Annotated in this window: 15 protein-coding genes; 8 read left to right on the top strand and 7 right to left on the bottom strand. The window is 71.3% G+C overall.

All coding sequences use genetic code 11. The features are described 5' to 3' along the window. Nucleotides 1–41 precede the first annotated feature (41 nt). On the top strand, nucleotides 42–1,907 hold the full coding sequence (locus tag AW270_RS32230) for a CHAP domain-containing protein (RefSeq protein WP_061299915.1): 1,866 nt from the start codon (nucleotides 42–44) through the stop codon (nucleotides 1,905–1,907). On the opposite strand, the gene AW270_RS32225 is transcribed toward AW270_RS32230, so the two are convergent. Continuing rightward, complete coding sequence (locus AW270_RS32225; protein ID WP_061299914.1) at nucleotides 1,895–2,773, bottom strand: acyl-CoA dehydrogenase family protein; 879 nt, start codon at nucleotides 2,771–2,773, stop codon at nucleotides 1,895–1,897. The genes AW270_RS32230 and AW270_RS32225 overlap by 13 nt on opposite strands. Nucleotides 2,774–2,984: 211 nt before the next feature. Between AW270_RS32225 and AW270_RS32220 the strand changes: the two genes are divergently transcribed. The 4 genes from AW270_RS32220 to AW270_RS32205 all read left to right on the top strand — a co-directional run bounded on the left by AW270_RS32220 (nucleotide 2,985) and on the right by AW270_RS32205 (nucleotide 8,158). Next, a complete protein-coding gene (locus AW270_RS32220; protein WP_275477791.1) occupies nucleotides 2,985–5,582 on the top strand; it encodes an AAA family ATPase in 2,598 nt (865 codons plus the stop codon). 48 nt (nucleotides 5,583–5,630) lie between these two features. Then, entirely contained in the window at nucleotides 5,631–6,959 is a 1,329-nt protein-coding gene (locus AW270_RS32215) for an alkyl sulfatase dimerization domain-containing protein (protein WP_061299912.1), read from the top strand. A 66-nt stretch (nucleotides 6,960–7,025) separates the two neighbouring features. Then, nucleotides 7,026–7,784, top strand: coding sequence for a HipA family kinase (locus AW270_RS32210; protein ID WP_061299911.1), 759 nt, complete (start codon nucleotides 7,026–7,028; stop codon nucleotides 7,782–7,784). After that, nucleotides 7,781–8,158, top strand: coding sequence for a DUF3037 domain-containing protein (locus AW270_RS32205; RefSeq protein ID WP_061299910.1), 378 nt, complete (start codon nucleotides 7,781–7,783; stop codon nucleotides 8,156–8,158). Before AW270_RS32210 ends, AW270_RS32205 begins: the two co-directional genes overlap by 4 nt. Here AW270_RS32205 and AW270_RS32200 read toward each other — a convergent pair. From AW270_RS32200 to ispG, 3 genes are all read right to left on the bottom strand, one after another. Next, entirely contained in the window at nucleotides 8,155–8,997 is an 843-nt protein-coding gene (locus tag AW270_RS32200) for a GNAT family N-acetyltransferase (RefSeq protein ID WP_061299909.1), read from the bottom strand. The two genes, AW270_RS32205 and AW270_RS32200, sit on opposite strands and share 4 nt — an antisense overlap. Before the next feature lie 34 nt (nucleotides 8,998–9,031). Further along, entirely contained in the window at nucleotides 9,032–10,717 is a 1,686-nt protein-coding gene (locus tag AW270_RS32195; RefSeq protein WP_061299908.1) for an alpha/beta hydrolase, read from the bottom strand. Between the two features lie 90 nt (nucleotides 10,718–10,807). Continuing rightward, the gene (gene ispG / locus AW270_RS32190) at nucleotides 10,808–11,974 is read right to left on the bottom strand and encodes a flavodoxin-dependent (E)-4-hydroxy-3-methylbut-2-enyl-diphosphate synthase (RefSeq protein WP_061299907.1); all 1,167 of its coding nucleotides are present in this window, start codon (nucleotides 11,972–11,974) and stop codon (nucleotides 10,808–10,810) included. 293 nt (nucleotides 11,975–12,267) lie between these two features. On the opposite strand from ispG, the gene AW270_RS32185 reads away from it, so the two are divergent. Further along, nucleotides 12,268–13,407: a lytic polysaccharide monooxygenase auxiliary activity family 9 protein gene (locus AW270_RS32185; protein ID WP_061299906.1), complete on the top strand. Its 1,140-nt coding sequence runs from the start codon at nucleotides 12,268–12,270 to the stop codon at nucleotides 13,405–13,407. Nucleotides 13,408–13,562: 155 nt separating this feature from the next. On the opposite strand, the gene dxr is transcribed toward AW270_RS32185, so the two are convergent. Then, complete coding sequence (dxr, locus tag AW270_RS32180; protein ID WP_061299905.1) at nucleotides 13,563–14,708, bottom strand: 1-deoxy-D-xylulose-5-phosphate reductoisomerase; 1,146 nt, start codon at nucleotides 14,706–14,708, stop codon at nucleotides 13,563–13,565. Nucleotides 14,709–14,931: 223 nt separating this feature from the next. Between dxr and AW270_RS32175 the strand changes: the two genes are divergently transcribed. Next, complete coding sequence (locus tag AW270_RS32175; RefSeq protein ID WP_245674965.1) at nucleotides 14,932–15,939, top strand: trypsin-like serine peptidase; 1,008 nt, start codon at nucleotides 14,932–14,934, stop codon at nucleotides 15,937–15,939. A gap of 51 nt (nucleotides 15,940–15,990) precedes the next feature. Then, nucleotides 15,991–16,944 (top strand): trypsin-like serine peptidase, encoded by a 954-nt coding sequence (locus tag AW270_RS32170; protein ID WP_061299903.1) that lies wholly within the window; start codon nucleotides 15,991–15,993, stop codon nucleotides 16,942–16,944. Here the strand turns inward: AW270_RS32170 and ppk2 are convergent. Both ppk2 and AW270_RS32160 read right to left on the bottom strand, forming a co-directional pair. Then, a complete protein-coding gene (gene ppk2 / locus AW270_RS32165; RefSeq protein ID WP_061299902.1) occupies nucleotides 16,941–17,864 on the bottom strand; it encodes a polyphosphate kinase 2 in 924 nt (307 codons plus the stop codon). The genes AW270_RS32170 and ppk2 overlap by 4 nt on opposite strands. Nucleotides 17,865–17,930: 66 nt before the next feature. After that, nucleotides 17,931–19,361 carry an aldehyde dehydrogenase family protein gene (locus AW270_RS32160; RefSeq protein WP_061299901.1) on the bottom strand — a complete coding sequence of 477 codons (1,431 nt, stop codon included), beginning with the start codon at nucleotides 19,359–19,361 and terminating at the stop codon, nucleotides 17,931–17,933. Nucleotides 19,362–19,426: the final 65 nt, after the last annotated feature.

Raw genomic sequence — 19,426 nt, 5'->3', positions numbered from 1 at the left:
TTTACCCCGAAGCGTAATGGATGTCCCATATGACCCCAGAGATGCAGAAGCTCATCACGTTGCTCAGACAGGAGATCGGCTACAAAGAGCAAGCCGGCGGCTACACCAAGTTCGGGGACTGGTACAACGCCGTCGAGACGGACAGTGACTACTCCGACCAGCCCTGGTGCGACATGTTCCTCTCATGGGGGGCCAACCACCTCGGCTACAGCGACTGGTTCGGAGAGTTCTCCTACACGGTCGCCCACGCACAGTGGTTCCAGGCACGGGGGGCCTGGGGCCGCGAACCGGAACCGGGGGCGGTCGTCTTCTTCGACTGGAGCGGCGGAGGGAGCGTCGACGGCATCGACCACGTGGGCCTGGTGACGAAGGTGAACGGCGACACGTTCACCTCGATCGAGGGCAACACGAGCAACCAGGTGATGGAGCGGTCCCACGACATGGGAACGGTCGTCGGGTTCGGCTACCCGGAGGAGATCCTCGACCGGACCTCCACCACCACCGCGTCCGGCACGGACTCGAACGACAGAGCCGACACGAGACAGGGCGGCGGCTCCCACAACCGCCCCGGCACCGACACCGGCGACGACACAGAGCCCGGAACCACCAACGGCACCGACACCGAGACAAGGCCCGGGACCGACAAGCCGGACACCGGCCACGGCCCACGACCGGACCACGGCTCAGACACCCGACCCGGCCTCGGAACGGACACACGCCCCGGCACCGGACCAGACACACCGCCCGGGATCGGAACCGGCACACGGCCCGGGACCGACACGAAGCCCGGCATGGGGACAGACGCCAAGCCCGGCATCGGATCCGATTCCGGCTCGGACGCCAAGCCGGGAACCGGCGCTGACACGGGCTCGGACCCCGGGCCTTTCGCCAGGCCCGATATCGGCCCCAAGCTCAGGTCCGACACCGGATCAGAGAGCGGAACCGGCACCGGCCCCTTCTCCCATTCCGGGACGGGAACCGGCACCGAGCTCGGTCCCCGCACCGAAACAGGTACCGGCACTGGCATTGACACCGGCGCGGGTACCGGCACCGAGCCCAGCACACGAGCTGGAACCGGCACAGGTACCGACGCCGGAACAGGTACCGACACTGGGACAGGTGCTGGCACTGACACCGGCGCGGGTACCGGAAACGAGCCGGGCACCCGTACCGGAACGGGCACCGACATCGGGCCCGGTATCCGGACCAACACCGGCGCGGGCATCAGCACCGGCATCGGGCCGCGACCGGGATCCGACACGGGATCCGACTCCGGATACGAGCACACAACCGGCCCTGGGTTCGCTTCCCGGTCCGGCCTCGGATCCGAGATCGGGCCCAAGGTCGACACCCGGTCAGGTGGAGGCTCACAATTCGGGCCCAGGACCGACACCCAGTCAGGCGGAGGCTCACAGTTCGGGCCCAGGATCGACACCCAGTCAGGTGGAGGCTCACAGTTCGGGCCCAGGGCCGACACCCGGTCAGGTGGGGGCTCGGAGTTGGGGCCCGGTGACGGGTCCGACACGGGGCCCGAGGGTCGGCCCGGGTTGACGTCCGACAACGGCGGGTGTCCCGGGGCGGACAAGGGTGGCTGTACCGGCAACGGTTCGCTTCCCGCCGAAGGGCAGCCCGTGCATCGGGGGCCCGTTCCGAAGGTCATCCTGCTCAAGGAGATGGCGGCGGAGTCGCCTCTCACCAATCACACCGAAACGGCTCCGGAGATCAGCACCCTCCCGGTGGCCGCGGCCCGGCAGATGTCGCACCAGTCCGCCCCGCTCGCCCTGAGCGCGCAGGGACTGGTGGCGCCGCTGCTGGTGGTGCTCTTGGCGGTGGTCTTCCTGATGAACCACCGGCGCCCGGCGCGCTCCTCGACGCCGAAGGACTATCGGGGCCGTCACCGGCGGTAGAGCTCCGGGTTCCCCAGGCTCGCGGCGCGCAGCCGCGCCCGGTGCAGACCGGTGTCCCCGTACGCCGACCCGAGTGACCACACCCTCGCGACCCAGAGGTCGTGCCCACGCGTTCCCTGCCGCAGGATCGCGTGGGCCGCCTCGGCCGCCGCCTCTCCCGCCGCGGCCTTGGCGGCGCTGACCGCCCTGACGACCTCGCTCTCGGTCCTGGACTCGTGGTCGCCGGCGATGACTGCGGCCTCGTACACGAGAGAGCCCGCGCAGTCGGCCCCGCCCGTGGGCAGGCCGGTGGCGGCGCACAGGTGCCGGGCGAGGCCCACGAGCTGCGCGGCCACCGCGACCGTCGCGATCCGCAGGGCGGGCAGGGCGGCGGTGCGGGTGCCCAGGGGGATGCCGGGGTGCTCGATCGACACGCTGAACAGGCGGCGGTGCGGGTCGAGGCCGGGGCTCGGCGTGAGCCGTACAGAAGAGGAGGGAACGGCCTCCAGGAGGCCGCCGGGGCGTTCGGCCACGAGGAGGTCGGCGGCGTCGGCGTCGGGGGCGTACACGGTGTCGCCGATGCGGGCCGAGACCCGCACCTCGCCGCGGGCGATGGGGCCGTGGAAGCGCTCGGGCAGCAGCAGCGGGCCGAGCACGCACGTCTCCACCAGCGGACCCGGCAGCGCGACCCGGCCGGTCTCGGCGAACGCCGGCACCGTGTCGGCGAACCGCAGTCCCAGCCCGCCCGATTCCACGGGCACCAGGCAGCCGAGGAAACCGGTCGCCGTCAGGGCGTCCCACCCGGGAAGCCGCACGTCCTTCGGTAACGGGGAAAGGGCGGCCCGGACCACGGCGGCCAGGCCGAGCTGCTCATCGGTGAAAGCCACGTCTCGACATGTACGTTCCGGCGCGCCCCGTCCGCCATGTCACTAATCGCCGAATCTGACAGTGAGGCCGTCGCTCTGGTCACGACCGCCATGGCAATCTACGATTTCTGCACATCTCGGGTGAACGTGCAACCACATCACCGCGTCAGTTCTGTGACGCACGTGAAGGGGGTGACGTCCCGTCAACAGGGGCCTCGGCCGTGTCCAGCTCCTGCGTGAGCTGGAATCGGCTCTGCGGGAAACGCCGCGCACCATTCTGATCACCGGTGCCGCGGGTCTCGGCAAGACCCACCTGCTGGGTGAGCTGACGTCGCAGGCGGCGGGTTTCCGCGTGCTCAAGGGCCGGGCCCGCGAGCTCGACGAGGGTCTGGCCTACGCGCCGCTGGTCGACGCCCTGGAGTCGCTCGGCCGCGAGCCGAGGGCGCAGCAGCGCCTCTGGGAGCTCTACGACGCCATCGACCGGGCCGCGCTGGGACATCAGGCGGGTCACCCGGTGGCCGCGCCGGGAGCGCTGGCCGCCCAGCTGCTCGCCGACTTACCGGGGCGCACCCTGCTGGCCATCGACGACGTGCACCACGCCGACGCCGACACGATCCGGCTGCTCAAGTCGCTGCCGCGCGGCTGCCCGGGTCTGGCGATCGTGATGACCGGGCGGCGGCCCCCGGCGCTCGACGTCGACATGGCGGTGACGCTCGACCCGCTGTCCCGCGCCGAGGTCGGCGACCTGATCGCGTCGCTGCTCGACCGGGCGCCCAGCGACAGCATGCTCGACCGGGTGCTGGCCGACAGCCAGGGCAACCCCTGGTTCGTGCAGGAGGCGGTGCTCTCGCTCGTCCAGGGCGGGGCGGTCCGCTCCCCCGACCCGGGCGCGCGCCGGGGCGCGATCCTGAGCCGCATCTTCCAGCGCGACAAGGCGGGCCGCGACCTGGCGCGGGTGCTGGCGACACTGGGCCGCACCCGCGACACCACCGCGATCGACACCCCGGGCACCCTGGAGGCGGTGGCCGAGCTCGCCGGGCTCGACGAGCGCGCCGCCGAGCGGGCCCTGGTCGCCCTGGTGCGCGACGAGGTGCTGGTCGACACCGGCGACGGCTACGCCTTCGCCCATCCTCTGGTGGCCGAGGCGCTGCACGCCGACCTCAACGCCGGGGAACGCCGCCGCCTGCACGCCCGCATCGCCGCCATGCTGCAGCGGCAGGGCCTCAGCGGCGCCCGCAGGGTCCTCGAATGGGCCACCCACATGGCTGAGGGCGGCGCCCCCGACGAGGCCCGCACGGCGATGCTGAGGGCCGCCGAGGTGACCCGCTGGACCGCCCCGCTGTCGGCCGCCCACTGGTTCGGCCGGGCCGCCGAGATCACCGAGGACAAGGGCGGCCTGCTGGCGCTGCAGGCCCTCTCCTACTGGAAGGGCTCGCGCCCGGCGCTGGCGCTGAACTCCGCGCAGCGGGCGCTCGCGCTGCTGCCCCCGGGCCGCCGCCACACCCGGACCTCCTATGTCGCCGCCGGCGCCGCCCATGCCATGGGCTGGTACGACGTCGCACTCGCCATCCTGGACAGGCAGCTCCCCCGGGCCGACGACCCGACCGCGATGCAGGCCCAGCGGGCGCTGCTGCTGGCCGAGCTGCGCCGCCCGCCGCAGGACGCCGCGCGCCTCGCGTGGGCGGGCCTGGCGAGCTGCCCGCCCGAAGACCGTGCCATCACGGCCGGCGCGCTGGCCATGTGGGCGCTGGTCGAGGGCGACTGGCCGCAGACCGAACGGGCGGTGTCGTTCCTGCTGACGTTCGCCGCCGCGATGCCGCCGGGCGCGCGACTGGCCGCGCTGGAGTCGGCCGCCCACGTGCTGGCGACCGGCGGCGAGCTGGCCCGGCCGCTGAAGCTGCTGGAGGAGGCCGAGCAGATCCACCGCGGCCTCGGCTGGCACGACATCGCCGGGCAGAACGCCCGCACCACCGCCGTGGTCCGCCGCCTGAACGGCGAGTGGGAGAAGGCGCTGGCCGACATCCGCGCCTCGGCCGGGCCGCTGGCCGAGGCGGGCCTGCTGGAGAACCACGCGCTGCTGCGCAACGTCGAGGCCGACATCCTGCTCGACCAGGGCCGCTACGACGAGGCGCGGGCGATCCTGGCCGACGCGCCCCCGGCGAGCGCGACCCAGGAGGGCCTGCGCCACATGTACAACGCCCGGCTCTTCCTCGGCACCGGCGACCGGGCCGCCTCGCTGCGCTCGATCGAGCGGGCCAAGGCCACCGAGGTGCCCGAGGTCCTCCACCGGGCGCTGGCGGTCGAGGTCCTCTGGCACGCCGTCGCGGGCGACGAGGTCGGCGGCCGGCCCGCCGCCGAACGGCTCGACGAGGCCGCCCGCAACGGCACCCCGCGCACGAAGATGGCCGCCGACCTCGGCATGGCCTGGGCCTTCGGCGACGCCGACCGGGCGCAGGCGGCGCTGGAGAAGGCCCGCGGCCTCCCTTACGAGGAGGCCCGCGCCCGCCTCCTGCTGGGTCTGTACGCCGACCCGGCGCAGCTCGCTAAAGCGCACACCGCGTTCACCGCGCTCGGCGCGGTCCCGTGGCGCGACCGCACGCTCCAGCACATGCGCGAGGCCGGGATCGCGCCCGCGCCCAGCGCCACCCTCACCCAGGCCGAACGCCGCGTCATCGAACTCGTCGCCGAGGGCCGCTCCAACCCGCAGATCGCCGACGAGCTGCACTACAGCCGCAAGACCGTCGAGGTCTACCTGAGCCGCGTCTACGCCAAGACCGGCCTGCGCTCGCGCCTCGAAGTGGCCCTGGCCGTGGAGCGCGGGGAGCTGTAGGGAGCTCCCTACTGCGACAAACGAAGTCAGCACGCCAGGATCTGCTCCATGGGGATCCTGGAGTACGCCGACAAGGTCTGGCGCGGAGCGGTGCGGGCGCACGAGGTGCCCCTCGCCGAGCTCCGGGCCGACGGCGTGCAGGAGGTCGCCGAGGGCGTGGCCATGTGGCCCGCGTTCGGCAACGTCTACGCGATCAAGGGTGAGACCGGGCTGGCGCTGTTCGACACGGGCAACGCCATCGACGCCCCTGCCATGCACCAGGCCATCCGGGCCTGGTCGGAGGAACCGGTTCGCTACGCCGTCTTTTCTCATGGGCACTTCGACCATGTGGGGGGAATGGAGTGCTTCGACGACGAGCAGGGGACGCGGCCCATCGTCGTCGCACATGAGGGCGTGGCGAACCGGTTCGCCCGATACGCACGGACCGCCGGCTACAACGCGGTCATCAACCAGCGCCAGTTCGGGTTCGGCCACACCCAGTGGCCGACGACCTACCGGGTGCCCGACCTGACCTACCAGGACCGGCTGACGCTGACGCTCGACGACGTCACCTTCGAGCTCCACCACGCGCGCGGCGAGACCGACGACGCGACGTGGGCGCACATCCCCGAACGGAACATCCTGCTGACCGGCGACCTGTTCGTCTGGGTGACCCCCAGCGCCGGGAACCCGCAGCGGGTGCAGCGCTACCCCGACGAGTGGGCCGTCGCGCTGCGGACGATGGCCACACTCGACGCGGAGATCCTGCTGCCCGGCCACGGCCTGCCGATCACCGGCGCGCTGCGGGTGCGCCGGGCCCTGATCGACACGGCCGACTACCTCGACAGTCTGGTCGAGCAGACGCTCGACCTGATGAACGCGGGCGCGCGCCTCGACGAGATCCTGCACACCGTGAAGCCACCGCTGGAGTTGTCGCAGCGCCCCTACCTGCAGCCCTACTACGACGAGCCCGAGTTCATCGTGCGCAACATCTGGCGCCTGCACGGCGGCTGGCACGACGGCAACCCGGCGAGCCTCAAGCCCGCCCCGGACGCCGTCTTCGCCAGGGCCATCGCCGACCTGGCGGCGGGCGCCGGGACCGTGGCGGGGCGCGCGGTGGTCGCCGCGGCGGAGGGCGATCTCCGGCTGGCCTGCCAGCTGGCCGAGCTCGCCGTCCAGGCGGAGCCCGACGACCACAAGATCCACGAGATCAGAGCGAGGGTGTACGCCCTCCGCGTCCAGCAGGAACGCGGCGCGATGGCCCGGGGCGTCTACGCCTGGGCCGCCGCCGAGTCCCGCAGCAAGGTCACCGGCTGCGACCTGCTCGACGTCTACCACGAGGTGTCCGACGGCCGGATGTGGTGGATCCCCGCCCACGACCGGCCGCAGGACCGGTGACACCCGGCTGACCACCCCCTGGGCGCCCGTCTCCCTTGCGGCCGCCCGTCCGCTACCCTGTCCGGCGTGCTGGAACGGATCACGGCGACGCGTTACGTCACACCGCTGCGCGAGGGCGGCTCGCTGCCCGGTGTGATGGAGGCCGACGACCTCGGCACCCACGTCGTCAAGTTCCGGGGCGCCGGGCAGGGCCGCCGGGTGCTGGTCGCCGAGGTGATCTGCGCCGAGCTCGCCCGTGGCCTGGGCTTCGCCACCCCCGACCTGAAGGTGATCGACCTCGATCCCCAGCTCGGCCGTCGCGAGCCCGACGAGGAGATCCAGGACCTCCTCAACGCCAGCGCGGGCGACAACCTGGCCATCGACTTCCTGCCCGGGGCGCTGGGCTTCGACCCGCCGGTCTGGAACCCCGACCCCGAGTTCGCGGGGCGGCTGATCTGGTTCGACGGCCTGATCCACAACGTCGACCGCTCGTGGCGCAACCCCAACCTGCTGGTCTGGCACGACGCCATCTGGCTGATCGACCACGGCGCTGCCCTCTGGTTCCACCACAACTGGCCCAGAGCCGACCCGCTGCGGCCCTTCGACGCGAGCGACCACATCATGACCCGCTTCGCGACCGAGCTGGTGCCGTCGGAGGTGACCGGCGATCTGCTGCGCCATGCCGTGGCCCAGGTCCCCGGCGAGTGGCTGGGCGAGGACTCCCGCGACGCCTACGTCGACCACCTGCTGACGAGAGCCGCCTCGACGGCCTGGTATCCCGACCTGACCGCGGCACCCAAGACTCCCGTGCGGACCAACACGATCGGCGGATTCTGGCGCTCATGACCCGCGACGTCTACGAGTACGCGCTGATCCAGGTCGTCCCGGACATCGAGCGCGGCGAACTGATCAACGCCGGCGTGATCGTCTACTGCCAGCCGAGGGACTACCTCTGCGCCCGCACCGATCTCGACGCCGCCCGCCTCCAGACCCTGTGCCCGTCGGCGAACCTGCCCGGGGTGCTGCACTCGCTGACGGCCTATGAGCTGAGCTGTTCGGCCGAAGACGGCCCCCTCCACCAAGAGCCGCTGGGCAGCAGGTTCCGCTGGCTGACCGCGCCACGCTCGACCATCGTGCGCACCGGCCCGGTCCACGCGGGTCTCACGGAGGATCCGGAGGAATCCTTGATCCGGCTGCTCGACCGGCTCGTCAGAATCTAGAAGAGCACCGAGGTGAAGGTGTCGACCTCGCGGAAGCCCACGCGGCGGTAGGCCGCGCGGGCCGGGAGGTTGTAGTCGTTCACGTAGAGGGTCACCACGGGGGCGAAGAACTTGAGCGCCTGCTCGACCACCGTCGCCATGCCCGACGACGCGTGGCCGCGCCCCCGGTAGAGCGGGTCGACCCAGACGCCCTGGATCTGGCAGGCCTGCGGGGTGACCGCCCCGATCTCGGCCTTGAACACCACGCGGCCCTCGTCGACGCGGGCGTAGGAGCGGCCGATGCGGATCAGCTCGGCGACCCGTGACCGGTAGAGCGCGCCGCCGTCGCCGTTGTCGGGCGAGACGCCGACCTCCTCGGTGAACATCGCCACGCACGCGGGCAGGACGGTGCCGAACTCCTCGGGCCGCACCCGCCGGACCAGCGGATCGGGCTCCACCAGGGGCGCCGCGCTGATCGACATGACCGGCTGGGCCCAGCGGATCGCCCGCGCCGGGCCCCAGTGGGGCTCCAGTCTTTCCCAGAGGTGCTCCACCGCCACGGACGGCCCGACGATCGAGGAACAGCGGCGGCCCTGCTTGCGGGCCCGGTCGGCGAAGGCGTGGACGGCCTCGCGAGAGGCGTTGACCGGCACGAGATTGGCACCGGCGTAGCAGAGGGAGGTCAGCCCGCCGCGCGGGCCGAACCCCCACATCTGGCCGCCCAGCCGGGAGGGACTCAGGCCGACCGACCTGACCCGGGAGGCGACGAAGACGTTGGCGACCGGATCGGCGTCGAGGATCCGGAGCACCTCGTCACGATCGTTGTCGTCCAGCACGCGCGACGCCGACGTACGCAGCATCACCCGCCCAGCCTACGCCAGACCCCCCGATTGGTCAGCGACCGAGGAGCACTTCGGTCAACCGCGCGTGATCGTTACCTCCGCCGGTGGAGGCCATCCGGGTCGCCGTGCGGGCGTCGGAGGAGGGGCAGGTGAGGTCGCCCTCGCCGCCCATGCGCCGCCGCCCGGGCAGCACGCCGTCCTTCAGGTAGGCCGCGACCTGCCGGTCGACGCAGGGGTTGCCGCCGAAGCTGACCCCGTGGTTGCCGCCCCCGACCAGCATCATCCGGGCCGAGGGGAACCGGTCGCGCACGGTCAGCGCCCCGCGCAGCGGCGTGGCGGCGTCGCGGCGCGACTGGAGGATCAGGACCGGGGTGAAGCTCTTGGCCCCCCGGACGTTCACCGGCGTGCCCCCGGCGTTCGGCCAGAAGGCGCAGGGCAGGTTGTAGACGGTGTTGCTCCAGGTCATGAACGGCGACCGGGCGTAGATGCGGCGGGCGTCGGCCCGCCAGGTGCTCCAGTCGCGCGGCCAGGCGGCGTCCCGGCACTGGGTGGCCAGGTAGACGGCGTAGTTGTTCTCGTCGGCGGCGTCGGTCTCGCCGTGCTGGCGGTAGGCGTTCACCAGGGCGGTGACGTCGCCCTTGCGGACGTAGTCGGAGAAGGCGCGGGCGAAGGTGGCCCAGACGGCGTCGCTGTAGCCGCCGACGGTGAAGGTGTCGTCGAGCTCGCTGGGGCCGACCACGCCGCCGGCCGGGCGCTCGGCCAGGCGCTTGCGCATGCCGTACCAGGCGAAGGAGACCTCTTCCTCGGTGTTGCCCAGGCGGAAGATGTCGTTGTTGTCGGAGACCCACTCCAGGAAGTCGCGGTGGCGCTCGTCGAAGGCGACGTTCTGGTCGAGGTTGGCGGCGTACCAGACCTTGGTGGGGTCGACCACGCTGTCGAGCACCATCCGGCGCACCCGGTCGGGGAACAGGGTGGCGTACACCGCGCCGAGGTAGGTGCCGTAGGAGTAGCCGAGCCAGCTGATCTTCTCCTCGCCGATGGCGCGGCGGATCGCGTCGACGTCGCGGGCCGCGTTCTCGGTGGTCATGTACGGCAGCAGCCAGGCGAACTTGTTGCCGCACCCGGCGGCGTAGGTCTCGGCCCGGGTCAGCAGCACCCGCTCGGCGGCCTCGTCGGCCGGCACGTTGTCGGGGCGCGGCGGCGCGTAGTAGCGCTTGGGGTCGACGCAGGTCAGCGCGGGCCTGCTGGCGCCGACGCCGCGCGGGTCGAAGCCGATCACGTCGTAGCGGGCGGCCACCTCGGGCGGCAGCGAGGCCGCGACGTGGCGGGCCAGCGCCAGCCCGGAGGCCCCGGGACCGCCGGGGTTGACCAGCAGGGGCCCCAGGTGGTTGCCGTCGCGCGGCGCGGTGCCCTTGATGCGGTTCATCGCGATGGTGATCTGCTGCCCGCCGGGCTGGGCCGGGTCGAGCGGCACCCGGACGCTGGCGCACTCGGGGGTCCCGGCCCGCCGGACCGGCATGCTCTGCCCGACGCCGTTCCCGGTGAGTTCCTTCAGGATCTCGGCCAGCGTGGCCGGAGGGGCGAGCTTGGGGCCGGTGGCGGCGCACGGCCCCCAGACGATCCGCTGCGGGGGCAGCGCCGGCGCGGCATCGGCCTTCTCGGGCTCCGCCATCAGTGCTGTCACCAACCCGGTGGACAGGATCGTGACACCCGAGACCACCCCGACGACTCGCTTCACGCGCTCTCTCCTCTGCTCACAAGACAGAGGCCAGCTTCCCCTAAGTGACGGGGCGATTACAGCGAGTCGCCGTGGCGGATTACCGAATCATTAGCGGACGATGACCTGCGGCCCAGGAGCGTCGTCGTCGTCGAGGTCGACGTCGACGCCCATCTCCTCGGCCAGGCGCAGCGCCTCTTCGATCAGGGTCTCGACGATCTGCGACTCGGGCACGGTCTTGACGACCTCGCCCTTGACGAAGATCTGGCCCTTGCCGTTGCCGGAGGCGACGCCGAGGTCGGCCTCGCGGGCCTCGCCGGGGCCGTTGACGACGCAGCCCATGACGGCCACCCGCAGCGGCACCTTGAGCCCGTCGAGCCCGGCGGTGACCTGGTCGGCGAGGGTGTAGACGTCGACCTGGGCCCGGCCGCACGACGGGCAGGAGACGATCTCCAGGCCGCGCTGCTTGAGGTTGAGCGACTCGAGGATCTGGTTGCCGACCTTGACCTCTTCGACCGGCGGCGCCGACAGCGACACCCGGATGGTGTCGCCGATGCCCTCGGCCAGCAGCGCGCCGAACGCGACCGCCGACTTGATCGTGCCCTGGAAGGCCGGCCCGGCCTCGGTCACGCCCAGGTGGAGGGGGTAGTCGCACTTCTCGGCCAGCAGCCGGTAGGCCTTGATCATGACGACCGGGTCGTTGTGCTTGACCGAGATCTTGATGTCGCGGAAGTCGTGCTCCTCGAACAGGGAGCACTCCCACAGCGCCGACTCGACGAGCGCCTCGGGGGTGGCCTTGCCGTATTTCGCCAGGAGCCGGGGGTCGAGGGAGCCGGCGTTGACGCCGATGCGGATCGGCACGCCGGCGTCCTTGGCGGCGCGGGCGATCTCGCCGACCTTATCGTCGAACTTCTTGATGTTGCCGGGGTTGACCCGGACCGCCGCGCAGCCCGCCTCGATGGCGGCGAAGACGTACTTCGGCTGGAAGTGGATGTCGGCGATGACCGGGATCTGGGACTTCCGGGCGATCGCGGGGAGGGCGTCGGCGTCGTCCTGCGACGGGACGGCGACCCGGACGATCTGGCACCCCGAGGCGGTCAGCTCGGCGATCTGCTGGAGCGTGGCGTTGACGTCGGAGGTCAGCGTGGTGGTCATGGACTGCACGGAGATCGGGGCGTCACCGCCGACCGGAACCGAGCCCACCATGATCTGACGCGAGCGGCGCCGGGGGGAGATCGGCTTGACCGGTAGGGAGGGAATCCCGAGATCAACAGACATTTCAGCACCTTGCGCTAAGGGTCGTCCCTGACGTCCCTCAGTCTAGGCAGGCGGCGGATCACCCAAACCCGCGCGGTCACCCGCAGCCCCAGCTTCCGATGAATGATTCATCCCCCACCTGGGCAAAAGCCGCATCCGGCCGCCGTGACCTGGGCACCCGGAAATCCCCGGTTTACATTCCGAATCGCGTGAGCGCTCCCGCGGCAATGCGGCGTTTGGCCGCTTCATAAAAGGCTGGCAGCGGCCGGAAGGCCTCCGGCCCCGGCAGCCATGGCCAGGTGAAAGGGACATCCGTGGTCGGACCACGTAAGAGAACGATCAGATTCAGACTCACCGCCATCGCCACCGCAGTCGTGGCACTGGCGGCCACGGCGGTGACCGTGCTGGTCTCCAGCCCCGCCCAGGCCCATGGCGCGCTGATGGTGCCGGGCAGTCGCACCTACCTGTGCTGGAAGGACGGCCTGAACGGAAGCGGCGCCATCCAGCCCAAGAACCCCGCCTGCGCGGCGGCGGTCGCCCAGAGCGGGACCAACTCCCTCTACAACTGGTTCGCGACGCTGCGCTCGGACGGCGCGGGCCGGATGTCCGGCTTCATCCCTGACGGCTCCCTGTGCTCCGGCGCGGCGGTCGTCTACAACTTCAGCGGCTTCGACCTGGCCCGCAACGACTGGCCGGTGACGCACCTGACCTCGGGTGCGAGCATCCAGATGCGGTACAACAAGTGGGCCGCCCACCCGGGCACGTTCCGTCTCTACATCACCAAGGACTCCTGGAGCCCGACCCGCCCGCTGGCGTGGAGCGACCTGGAGTCGGCCCCGTTCGACTCGTCGACCAACCCGCCGAGCGTCGGCAACCCGGGCAACGAGAACGCCTACTACTACTGGAACGCCAACCTGCCGTCGGGCAAGAGCGGCCGTCACATCATCTACTCGGTGTGGCAGCGCTCCGACAGCAACGAGACGTTCTACGGCTGCTCCGACGTCGTCTTCGACGGCGGCAACGGCCAGGTGACCGGCATCGGCGGCAACCCCAGCCCGTCGCCCAACCCGACGCCGAGCCCGTCGCCCACCCCGTCCCCGTCGCCGACCCCGTCCCCGTCGCCGACCCCCTCCCCGTCGCCCAGCGGCGGCAACGGCGGCTGCACGGCGACGTACTCGATCGCCAGCTTCTGGCCGGGGGCCTTCAACGGTTCGGTGACGGTCAAGGCCGGCAACTCCGCCATCCAGGGATGGACGGTCAGGTGGACCTTCGCCAACGGCCAGACCATCAGCCAGATGTGGGGCGCGACCCAGACCTCTTCGGGCGGCCAGGTGACGGCCGTGCCTGAGGCCTACAACCGCAACCTGGCGGCGAACGCCACAGCCACATTCGGCTTCCTCGCCTCCCAGTCGGGCACCAACCCGATCCCGACCCTCACCTGCACCGCAGCGTGACCTGATGTGATCTGAGAAGGCCCGGGGATCTGACCGCCCCGGGCCTTCTCCCTGCTTTCTCCGTTACGGCTCCGCCTGCCCGGACCTCGACCACCGCCACCGGCGAAGGCCCGCCCCCGGCGCCGACCGGCCGCGCGGGCCGGGCGCCGCGACGTCTAAGCCGTCAGCTCAGCCGCCCTGACGCGGGCCCAGGCGTCGGCCGCCAGGACCTCCTCGATCGACTCGGCCCGGCCGACCTCGTGTTCGGCCACGACGGCGGCCACCGTGTCGACGATGGCGAGGAACGGGAGCGTCCCCTTCTGGAAGGCCTCGACGCAGACCTCGTTGGCCGCGTTGTAGACCGCGGGGGCGGTGCCGCCCTGCTCGCCCACGTGACGGGCCAACGGCACCGACGGGAACGCCTCCACGTCGAGCGGCTCGAACGTCCACGTGTGGGCCCGGGTCCAGTCGACCGGCGAGGACACATGCGGGAAGCGGCCGGGGTGGCTCAGGGCCAGCGCGATCGGCAGCCGCATGTCGGGCGGGCTGGCCTGCGCGACCGTCGACCCGTCGACGAACTCGACCATCGAGTGGATGATCGACTGCGGATGGACGACCACCTCGATCCGGTCGAACCCGATGTCGAACAGCAGGTGGGCCTCGATGACCTCCAGGCCCTTGTTCACCAGGGTCGCCGAGTTGATCGTGATGACCGGCCCCATGTTCCAGGTCGGATGGTTGAGCGCCATCTCGGGCGTCACGTCGGCCAGGTCGGCCCGCCGCCGCCCCCGGAACGGCCCGCCGCTGGCCGTGACGACCAGCTTGCGCACGGCCTCGGGCCGGTGACCGGCGGGACCGGACGCCCACAGGCACTGCGCCAGCGCCGAGTGCTCGGAGTCGACCGGCAGGATCTGCCCGGGCGCGGCCAGCCGCTTGACCAGCGGGCCGCCGATGATCAGCGACTCCTTGTTGGCCAGCGCCAGGGTGGTCCCGGCCTTCAGCGTCTCCAGGGTCGAGGTCAGCCCGAGGGCCCCGGTGATCCCGTTGAGCACGATGTCGCACGGCCGGGAGGCCAGCTCGGCCACCCCTTCGGGACCGACCAGGACCTCGGGCGCGAGACCGAGCGCCGAGAGCGCCTCGCGGAGGGCGGGCAGCGCGGCCGGGTCGGCCACCGCGACCACGGGGACGCCGAACTCGGCGGCCTGCCGGGCCAGCAGGTCGGGACGGCCCCCGCCGGCGGCCAGCCCGGCGACGCGGAAACCGTTGCGGGCGATGACGTCGAGAGCCTGGGTGCCGACGGATCCGGTGGAGCCGAGCACCATGATCGAGCGAGGGGAGATGTCCGGTCGGTTCACCGCACCATTGTGCGCCACGTCCCGGTACGCCTGAGCCCAGGGTGATTCCACGTTATCTATGCCCAAATCCAGCTATATCCGTATGTACATAAAGGAGAAAGAGGGACACCGGGGTCGCTAATTTCGCCCGTCAGGACATCCGTCAACGGAGGTACGCATGCAAGGCTCGGCGCCCCGCCGCCTGATCCGATTGGCTCCCTTAGTCACCGTCCCGGTCGTGGCCGCGCTGCTGCCGGCCTCGGCCGCCCAGGGCGCGGAGCCCAAGCCCGTCGTCGTGGCGGCCGCCGACAGCAAGAGCGAGCAGCGCGCCGTGGAGAACTTCTGGACCGAGGCCCGGATGGAGGCGGCCAAGCCGCTCGACGCCCCGGCGGCCAGCGCGCAGCGGTTCGCCAGCGGCGCGGCGGCCTTCCTCGACCTGCCCGACGCCAAGCCCGCCTCCGTCAAGCCCACCCTCACGGCCGACGCGGCCGCCGGGGACGCCGACGCCGCCTCGCCCAAGTCCGACGGAGCCCCCTGGAACGGCGGCGGCGCCGTCGTGAAGACCTCGGGCCGGGTCTTCTTCACCGTCGCGTCGGGGGCGAGCGCCGGGAAGAACGCCTCGTGCTCGGGCAACGCCGTGACGAGCGCCAACAAGAGCGTGGTCATCACCGCGGGTCACTGTGTGCGCCTGGGTGGAGCGTTCCACAAGAACTGGGCCTTCGTGCCCGGCTACGACAACGGCAAGCGTCCCTATGGCACCTGGGTGGCCACCACCCTGCTCACCACGCCGCAGTGGAGCCGCAGCGAGGACATGAACCACGACGTCGCGGCGGCCGTGGTGGCCCCGCTCGACGGGGAGTACCTGACCGACGTGGTCGGCGGCCAGGGCATCGCCTTCAACCAGCCGCGCGGCCGCCAGATGTACGCCTTCGGCTTCCCGGCGGCGGCGCCGTACAACGGCTCGAAGCTCACTTACTGCAGCGGGCGGGTCTTCGACGACTTCCTGCTGTCCGACGACCTCGGCCTCGACTGCGACATGACCGGCGGCTCCTCGGGTGGCCCCTGGTTCTCCAGCTTCAACGAGAAGACCGGCGCGGGCCTGCTGAACTCGGTGAACAGCTTCAAGTACAACTTCGCCAGCTTCTGGATGTTCGGTCCCTACTTCGGCGGCGAGGCGCAGGCGCTCTACAACGCCGCCCAGCGGACCTCGCTCACCTGATTTACCAAAAGTAGTCATCTGCACACTCTGCGTGGTCCAGAATCTGGGGCCATGACCCCCGTCCTGGCCGCTCTGACGCTCGCCCTCGCCTCGCTCACCCCGGCCGCCGCGCCGCCGCCCGATGTCGTCCACCACGATGTCGCTCACCACAGGGCGGCGGCCGTCCCGGAGAACTACTGGACCCAGGAGCGGATGGCGAAGGCCCTGCCCATAGGGCTCCTGGAAGTGGTGCGGAAGCTCACCTCCGGCATCGGGCCGGAGGAGCGGCAGGGCCCGCAGAGGCGCAGGCAGGCGGCGCCGGCGCGGGCCCGTCAGGCCGCGCCGACGTCCTCGGCGCGGTGGCAGTCCGGCGGCCTGGTGGGGCGGGCCGCCGGCCGGGTCTTCCTGACCATGGACGGCGTCGACTTCGTCTGCTCGGCCGGGTCGGTCCGGTCGGCCAACCGCGACGTGGTGGTCACCGCCGGGCACTGCGTCAAGGACGGCACCGGCGCGTGGGCCCGCAACTGGGTGTTCGTGCCCGCCTACGACGAGGGCGCCCGCCCGCTGGGCACGTTCTCGGCCCGCCGCATGTTCGTCGCCGGGCCCTGGTCCAGGGCCGCCGACGACAGCTACGACGTGGGCATGGTCGCCCTCAACGCCCAGCTGGGCCGCCACGTCAACGACGTGGCGGGCGCGCTGGAGATCGGTTTCGGGGTGAAGCGGGGCCAGCAGACCCACGGCTTCGGCTACCCGGCCGACCCGCCCTACGACGGCGAGCGGCTCATGTACTGCGCGGGCGCGGCCAGGCCCGACCCCCACAGCCAGACCCACGACCAGGGGCTCCGGTGTGATCTGACGGCGGGGGCGAGCGGGGGGCCGTGGCTGTCCGGCTTCGACCCGGCCACGGGGCGTGGCACGGTGACGTCGGTCAGCAGCTTCAAGTACAGCGACGACAACACGATGATGTACGGCCCCTACTTCGGCAGCGCCGCCAAGCAGGTGTTCGACATGGCGGAGAAGGCCTAGTACCTGAACTCGTCGCCCTCTTCGGACATGTCCTCGTCGACGATGTCGGCCGCCTTGCGGACGATCAGGGGGTCGGGGGTGCCGACGATGGTCTTGTCCTTGTCGTCGTAGTCGAACAGGCTCAGCACGTGACGCATCGCCTCGACGCGGCCGCGCTTCTTGTCGTTGGACTTGATGACCGTCCAGGGGGCGTCGTCGGTGTCGGTGCTGACGAACATGCGCTCCTTGGCCTGGGTGTACTCGTCCCACTTGTCCAGGGAGGCGATGTCCATCGGGGAGAGCTTCCACTGGCGCACCGGGTCGACCTGCCGGATGACGAACCGGGTGCGCTGCTCGGCGCGGGACACCGAGAACCAGAGTTTCACCAGCTTGATCCCGTCGCGGACGAGCAGCTGCTCGACCATCGGGGCCTGGACCATGAACTCCTCGTACTGCTCGTCGGTGCAGAAGCCCATCACCCGTTCGACGCCGGCCCGGTTGTACCACGACCGGTCGAACAGGACGATCTCCCCGGCGGCGGGCATGTGGCTGATGTAGCGCTGGAAGTACCACGAGGTGCGTTCGCGCTCGCTGGGCTTCTCCAGCGCGACCACGGTGGCGCCGCGGGGGTTGAGGTGCTCCATGAAGCGCTTGATCGTGCCGCCCTTCCCGGCGGCGTCGCGGCCCTCGAACAGGATGACCAGGCGGCCACCGGTGTCCTTCAGCCAATATTGCAGCTTGAGCAGTTCGATCTGGAGCAGGCGCTTGTCCCGCTCGTAGCTGGGCCGCTCGAGACGTTGGTCGTAGGGGTAGTGCTCACGCCAGGTGTCGACCGGGCTGCCGTCGGAGCGCAGCAGCACGGGGTCGTCGTCGCCGTCTTCGTCATTGACCCACAGCCCTGGGGTGCGGCCCAGGAGGTCCACGACATCATCCGCCTTCATAGCCGAAGCCTTTACCTGAAACGGAAGACCCAATCCCCTATGCCCGTTTTTGTCACCCAAAATTCGTCAGATCGTCAAGCCTGTAAGGACCATGACTTTCTCGTAGGTGTAATCGTCCATGGCAGAACGCAGCCCTTCACGGCCGACGCCGGAGTCCTTCACGCCGCCGTAGGGCATCTGGTCGGCCCGGTATGACGGCACGTCGCCGATGATCACGCCGCCCACCTCCAGCTCGCGGTTGGCCCTGAAGGCCAGGTCGAGGCTGCGGGTGAAGACGCCGGCCTGGAGGCCGTAGGCCGAGTCGTTGGCCTCGGCGAACGCCTCGTCGGGGCCGGAGACCCGGGAGATCACCAGGACCGGCCCGAAGACCTCCTCGCGGACGACCTTGGCGTCCTTGCGCACGTCGGTCAGCACGGTCGGGGCGTAGGTGGCGCCGTCGCGGGTGCCGCCCGCCAGAACCCTGGCGCCGGAGGCGACCGCCTCGGTCACCCAGGCCTCCACCCGCTCGGCCGCCTCGACCGAGACCAGCGGCCCGACCTGGGTCTTCTCGTCGGCGGGGTCGCCGGTGACCAGGGTGCCCACGGCCGCGACCAGCTTGCTCTCGAAGGCGTCGGCGACGCTCTCGTCGACGATGACCCGCTGGACGGCGATGCAGCTCTGCCCGGCCTGGTAGTTGGAGAACAGCGCGATCCGGGTGGCGGCCCAGTCGAGGTCGGCGTCGGCCAGGACCAGGGCCGCGGCGTTGCCGCCGAGCTCCAGGGTGACGTGCTTGCGGGGGACCTGGTCCATGATCGCGTACCCGACGGGGCTGGAACCGGTGAAGGACACCACCGGCAGGCGCGGGTCGTCGACCAGCGCGGACGCCCGCTCGTTGGGCACCGGCAGGATCGAGAACATGCCCTCGGGCAGGTCGGTCTCGGCCAGGATCTCGCCCAGCACCAGCGCCGACAGCGGCGTCTTGGGGGCGGGCTTGACGATCACCGGCGCGCCGACCGCGATGGCCGGGGCGACCTTGTGGGCGACCAGGTTGAGGGGGAAGTTGAACGGCGAGATCGCCAGGATCGGCCCCCGCGGCACCCGGGAGACGTAGGCCATCCGGCCGGTGGCGGCGGCCTCGGTGTCGAGCCGCACCACCTCGCCGCTGAACCGGCGGGTCTCCTCGGCGGCGAACCGGAAGGTGGAGACGGCCCGGCTCACCTCTCCCCTGGCCCAGAACATCGGCTTGCCGTTCTCACCGCTGATCAGGGCGGCGATCTCGTCGGCCCGCTCGGCGAGCCGTCGGGACACGTGGGCCAGCGCCTCGGCGCGCACGTGGATCGGCAGCGCGGCGGCCTCACGCGCCACGGCGTGGGCGGCGGCCACGGCCTCCTCGACCTGATCGGGGGCCGGCACGGAGGTGACGCCGACGGTCCGGCCGTCGTGGGAGTTGGTGACGGTCAGCTCGGCCTCCCCCGTCGCGGGACGGCCGGCGATCCAGAAAGGCATGGCTTCGGTCATAGATCCGACGCTATGCCACTATCGTGTGACGGGCCTTACTCCGCATCGCACAATCGGCCGCAATC

This window comes from Herbidospora cretacea (assembly GCF_001570605.1).
Classification (GTDB): Bacteria; Actinomycetota; Actinomycetes; order Streptosporangiales; family Streptosporangiaceae; genus Herbidospora; species Herbidospora cretacea.
The sequence above is the reverse complement of the archived record's forward strand: the minus strand, read 5'-3'. Positions and strand labels throughout refer to the sequence as shown.

Coding starts and splice junctions, on each gene's coding strand:
- AW270_RS32205 (WP_061299910.1), top strand. CDS start 7,781: ATGACCCGCGACGTCTACGAGTACGCGCTGATCCAGGTCGTCCCGGAC.
- AW270_RS32160 (WP_061299901.1), bottom strand. CDS start 19,361: ATGACCGAAGCCATGCCTTTCTGGATCGCCGGCCGTCCCGCGACGGGG.
- AW270_RS32200 (WP_061299909.1), bottom strand. CDS start 8,997: ATGCTGCGTACGTCGGCGTCGCGCGTGCTGGACGACAACGATCGTGAC.
- ppk2 (WP_061299902.1), bottom strand. CDS start 17,864: ATGAAGGCGGATGATGTCGTGGACCTCCTGGGCCGCACCCCAGGGCTG.
- dxr (WP_061299905.1), bottom strand. CDS start 14,708: ATGGTGCTCGGCTCCACCGGATCCGTCGGCACCCAGGCTCTCGACGTC.
- AW270_RS32230 (WP_061299915.1), top strand. CDS start 42: ATGCAGAAGCTCATCACGTTGCTCAGACAGGAGATCGGCTACAAAGAG.
- AW270_RS32170 (WP_061299903.1), top strand. CDS start 15,991: ATGACCCCCGTCCTGGCCGCTCTGACGCTCGCCCTCGCCTCGCTCACC.
- AW270_RS32215 (WP_061299912.1), top strand. CDS start 5,631: ATGGGGATCCTGGAGTACGCCGACAAGGTCTGGCGCGGAGCGGTGCGG.
- ispG (WP_061299907.1), bottom strand. CDS start 11,974: ATGTCTGTTGATCTCGGGATTCCCTCCCTACCGGTCAAGCCGATCTCC.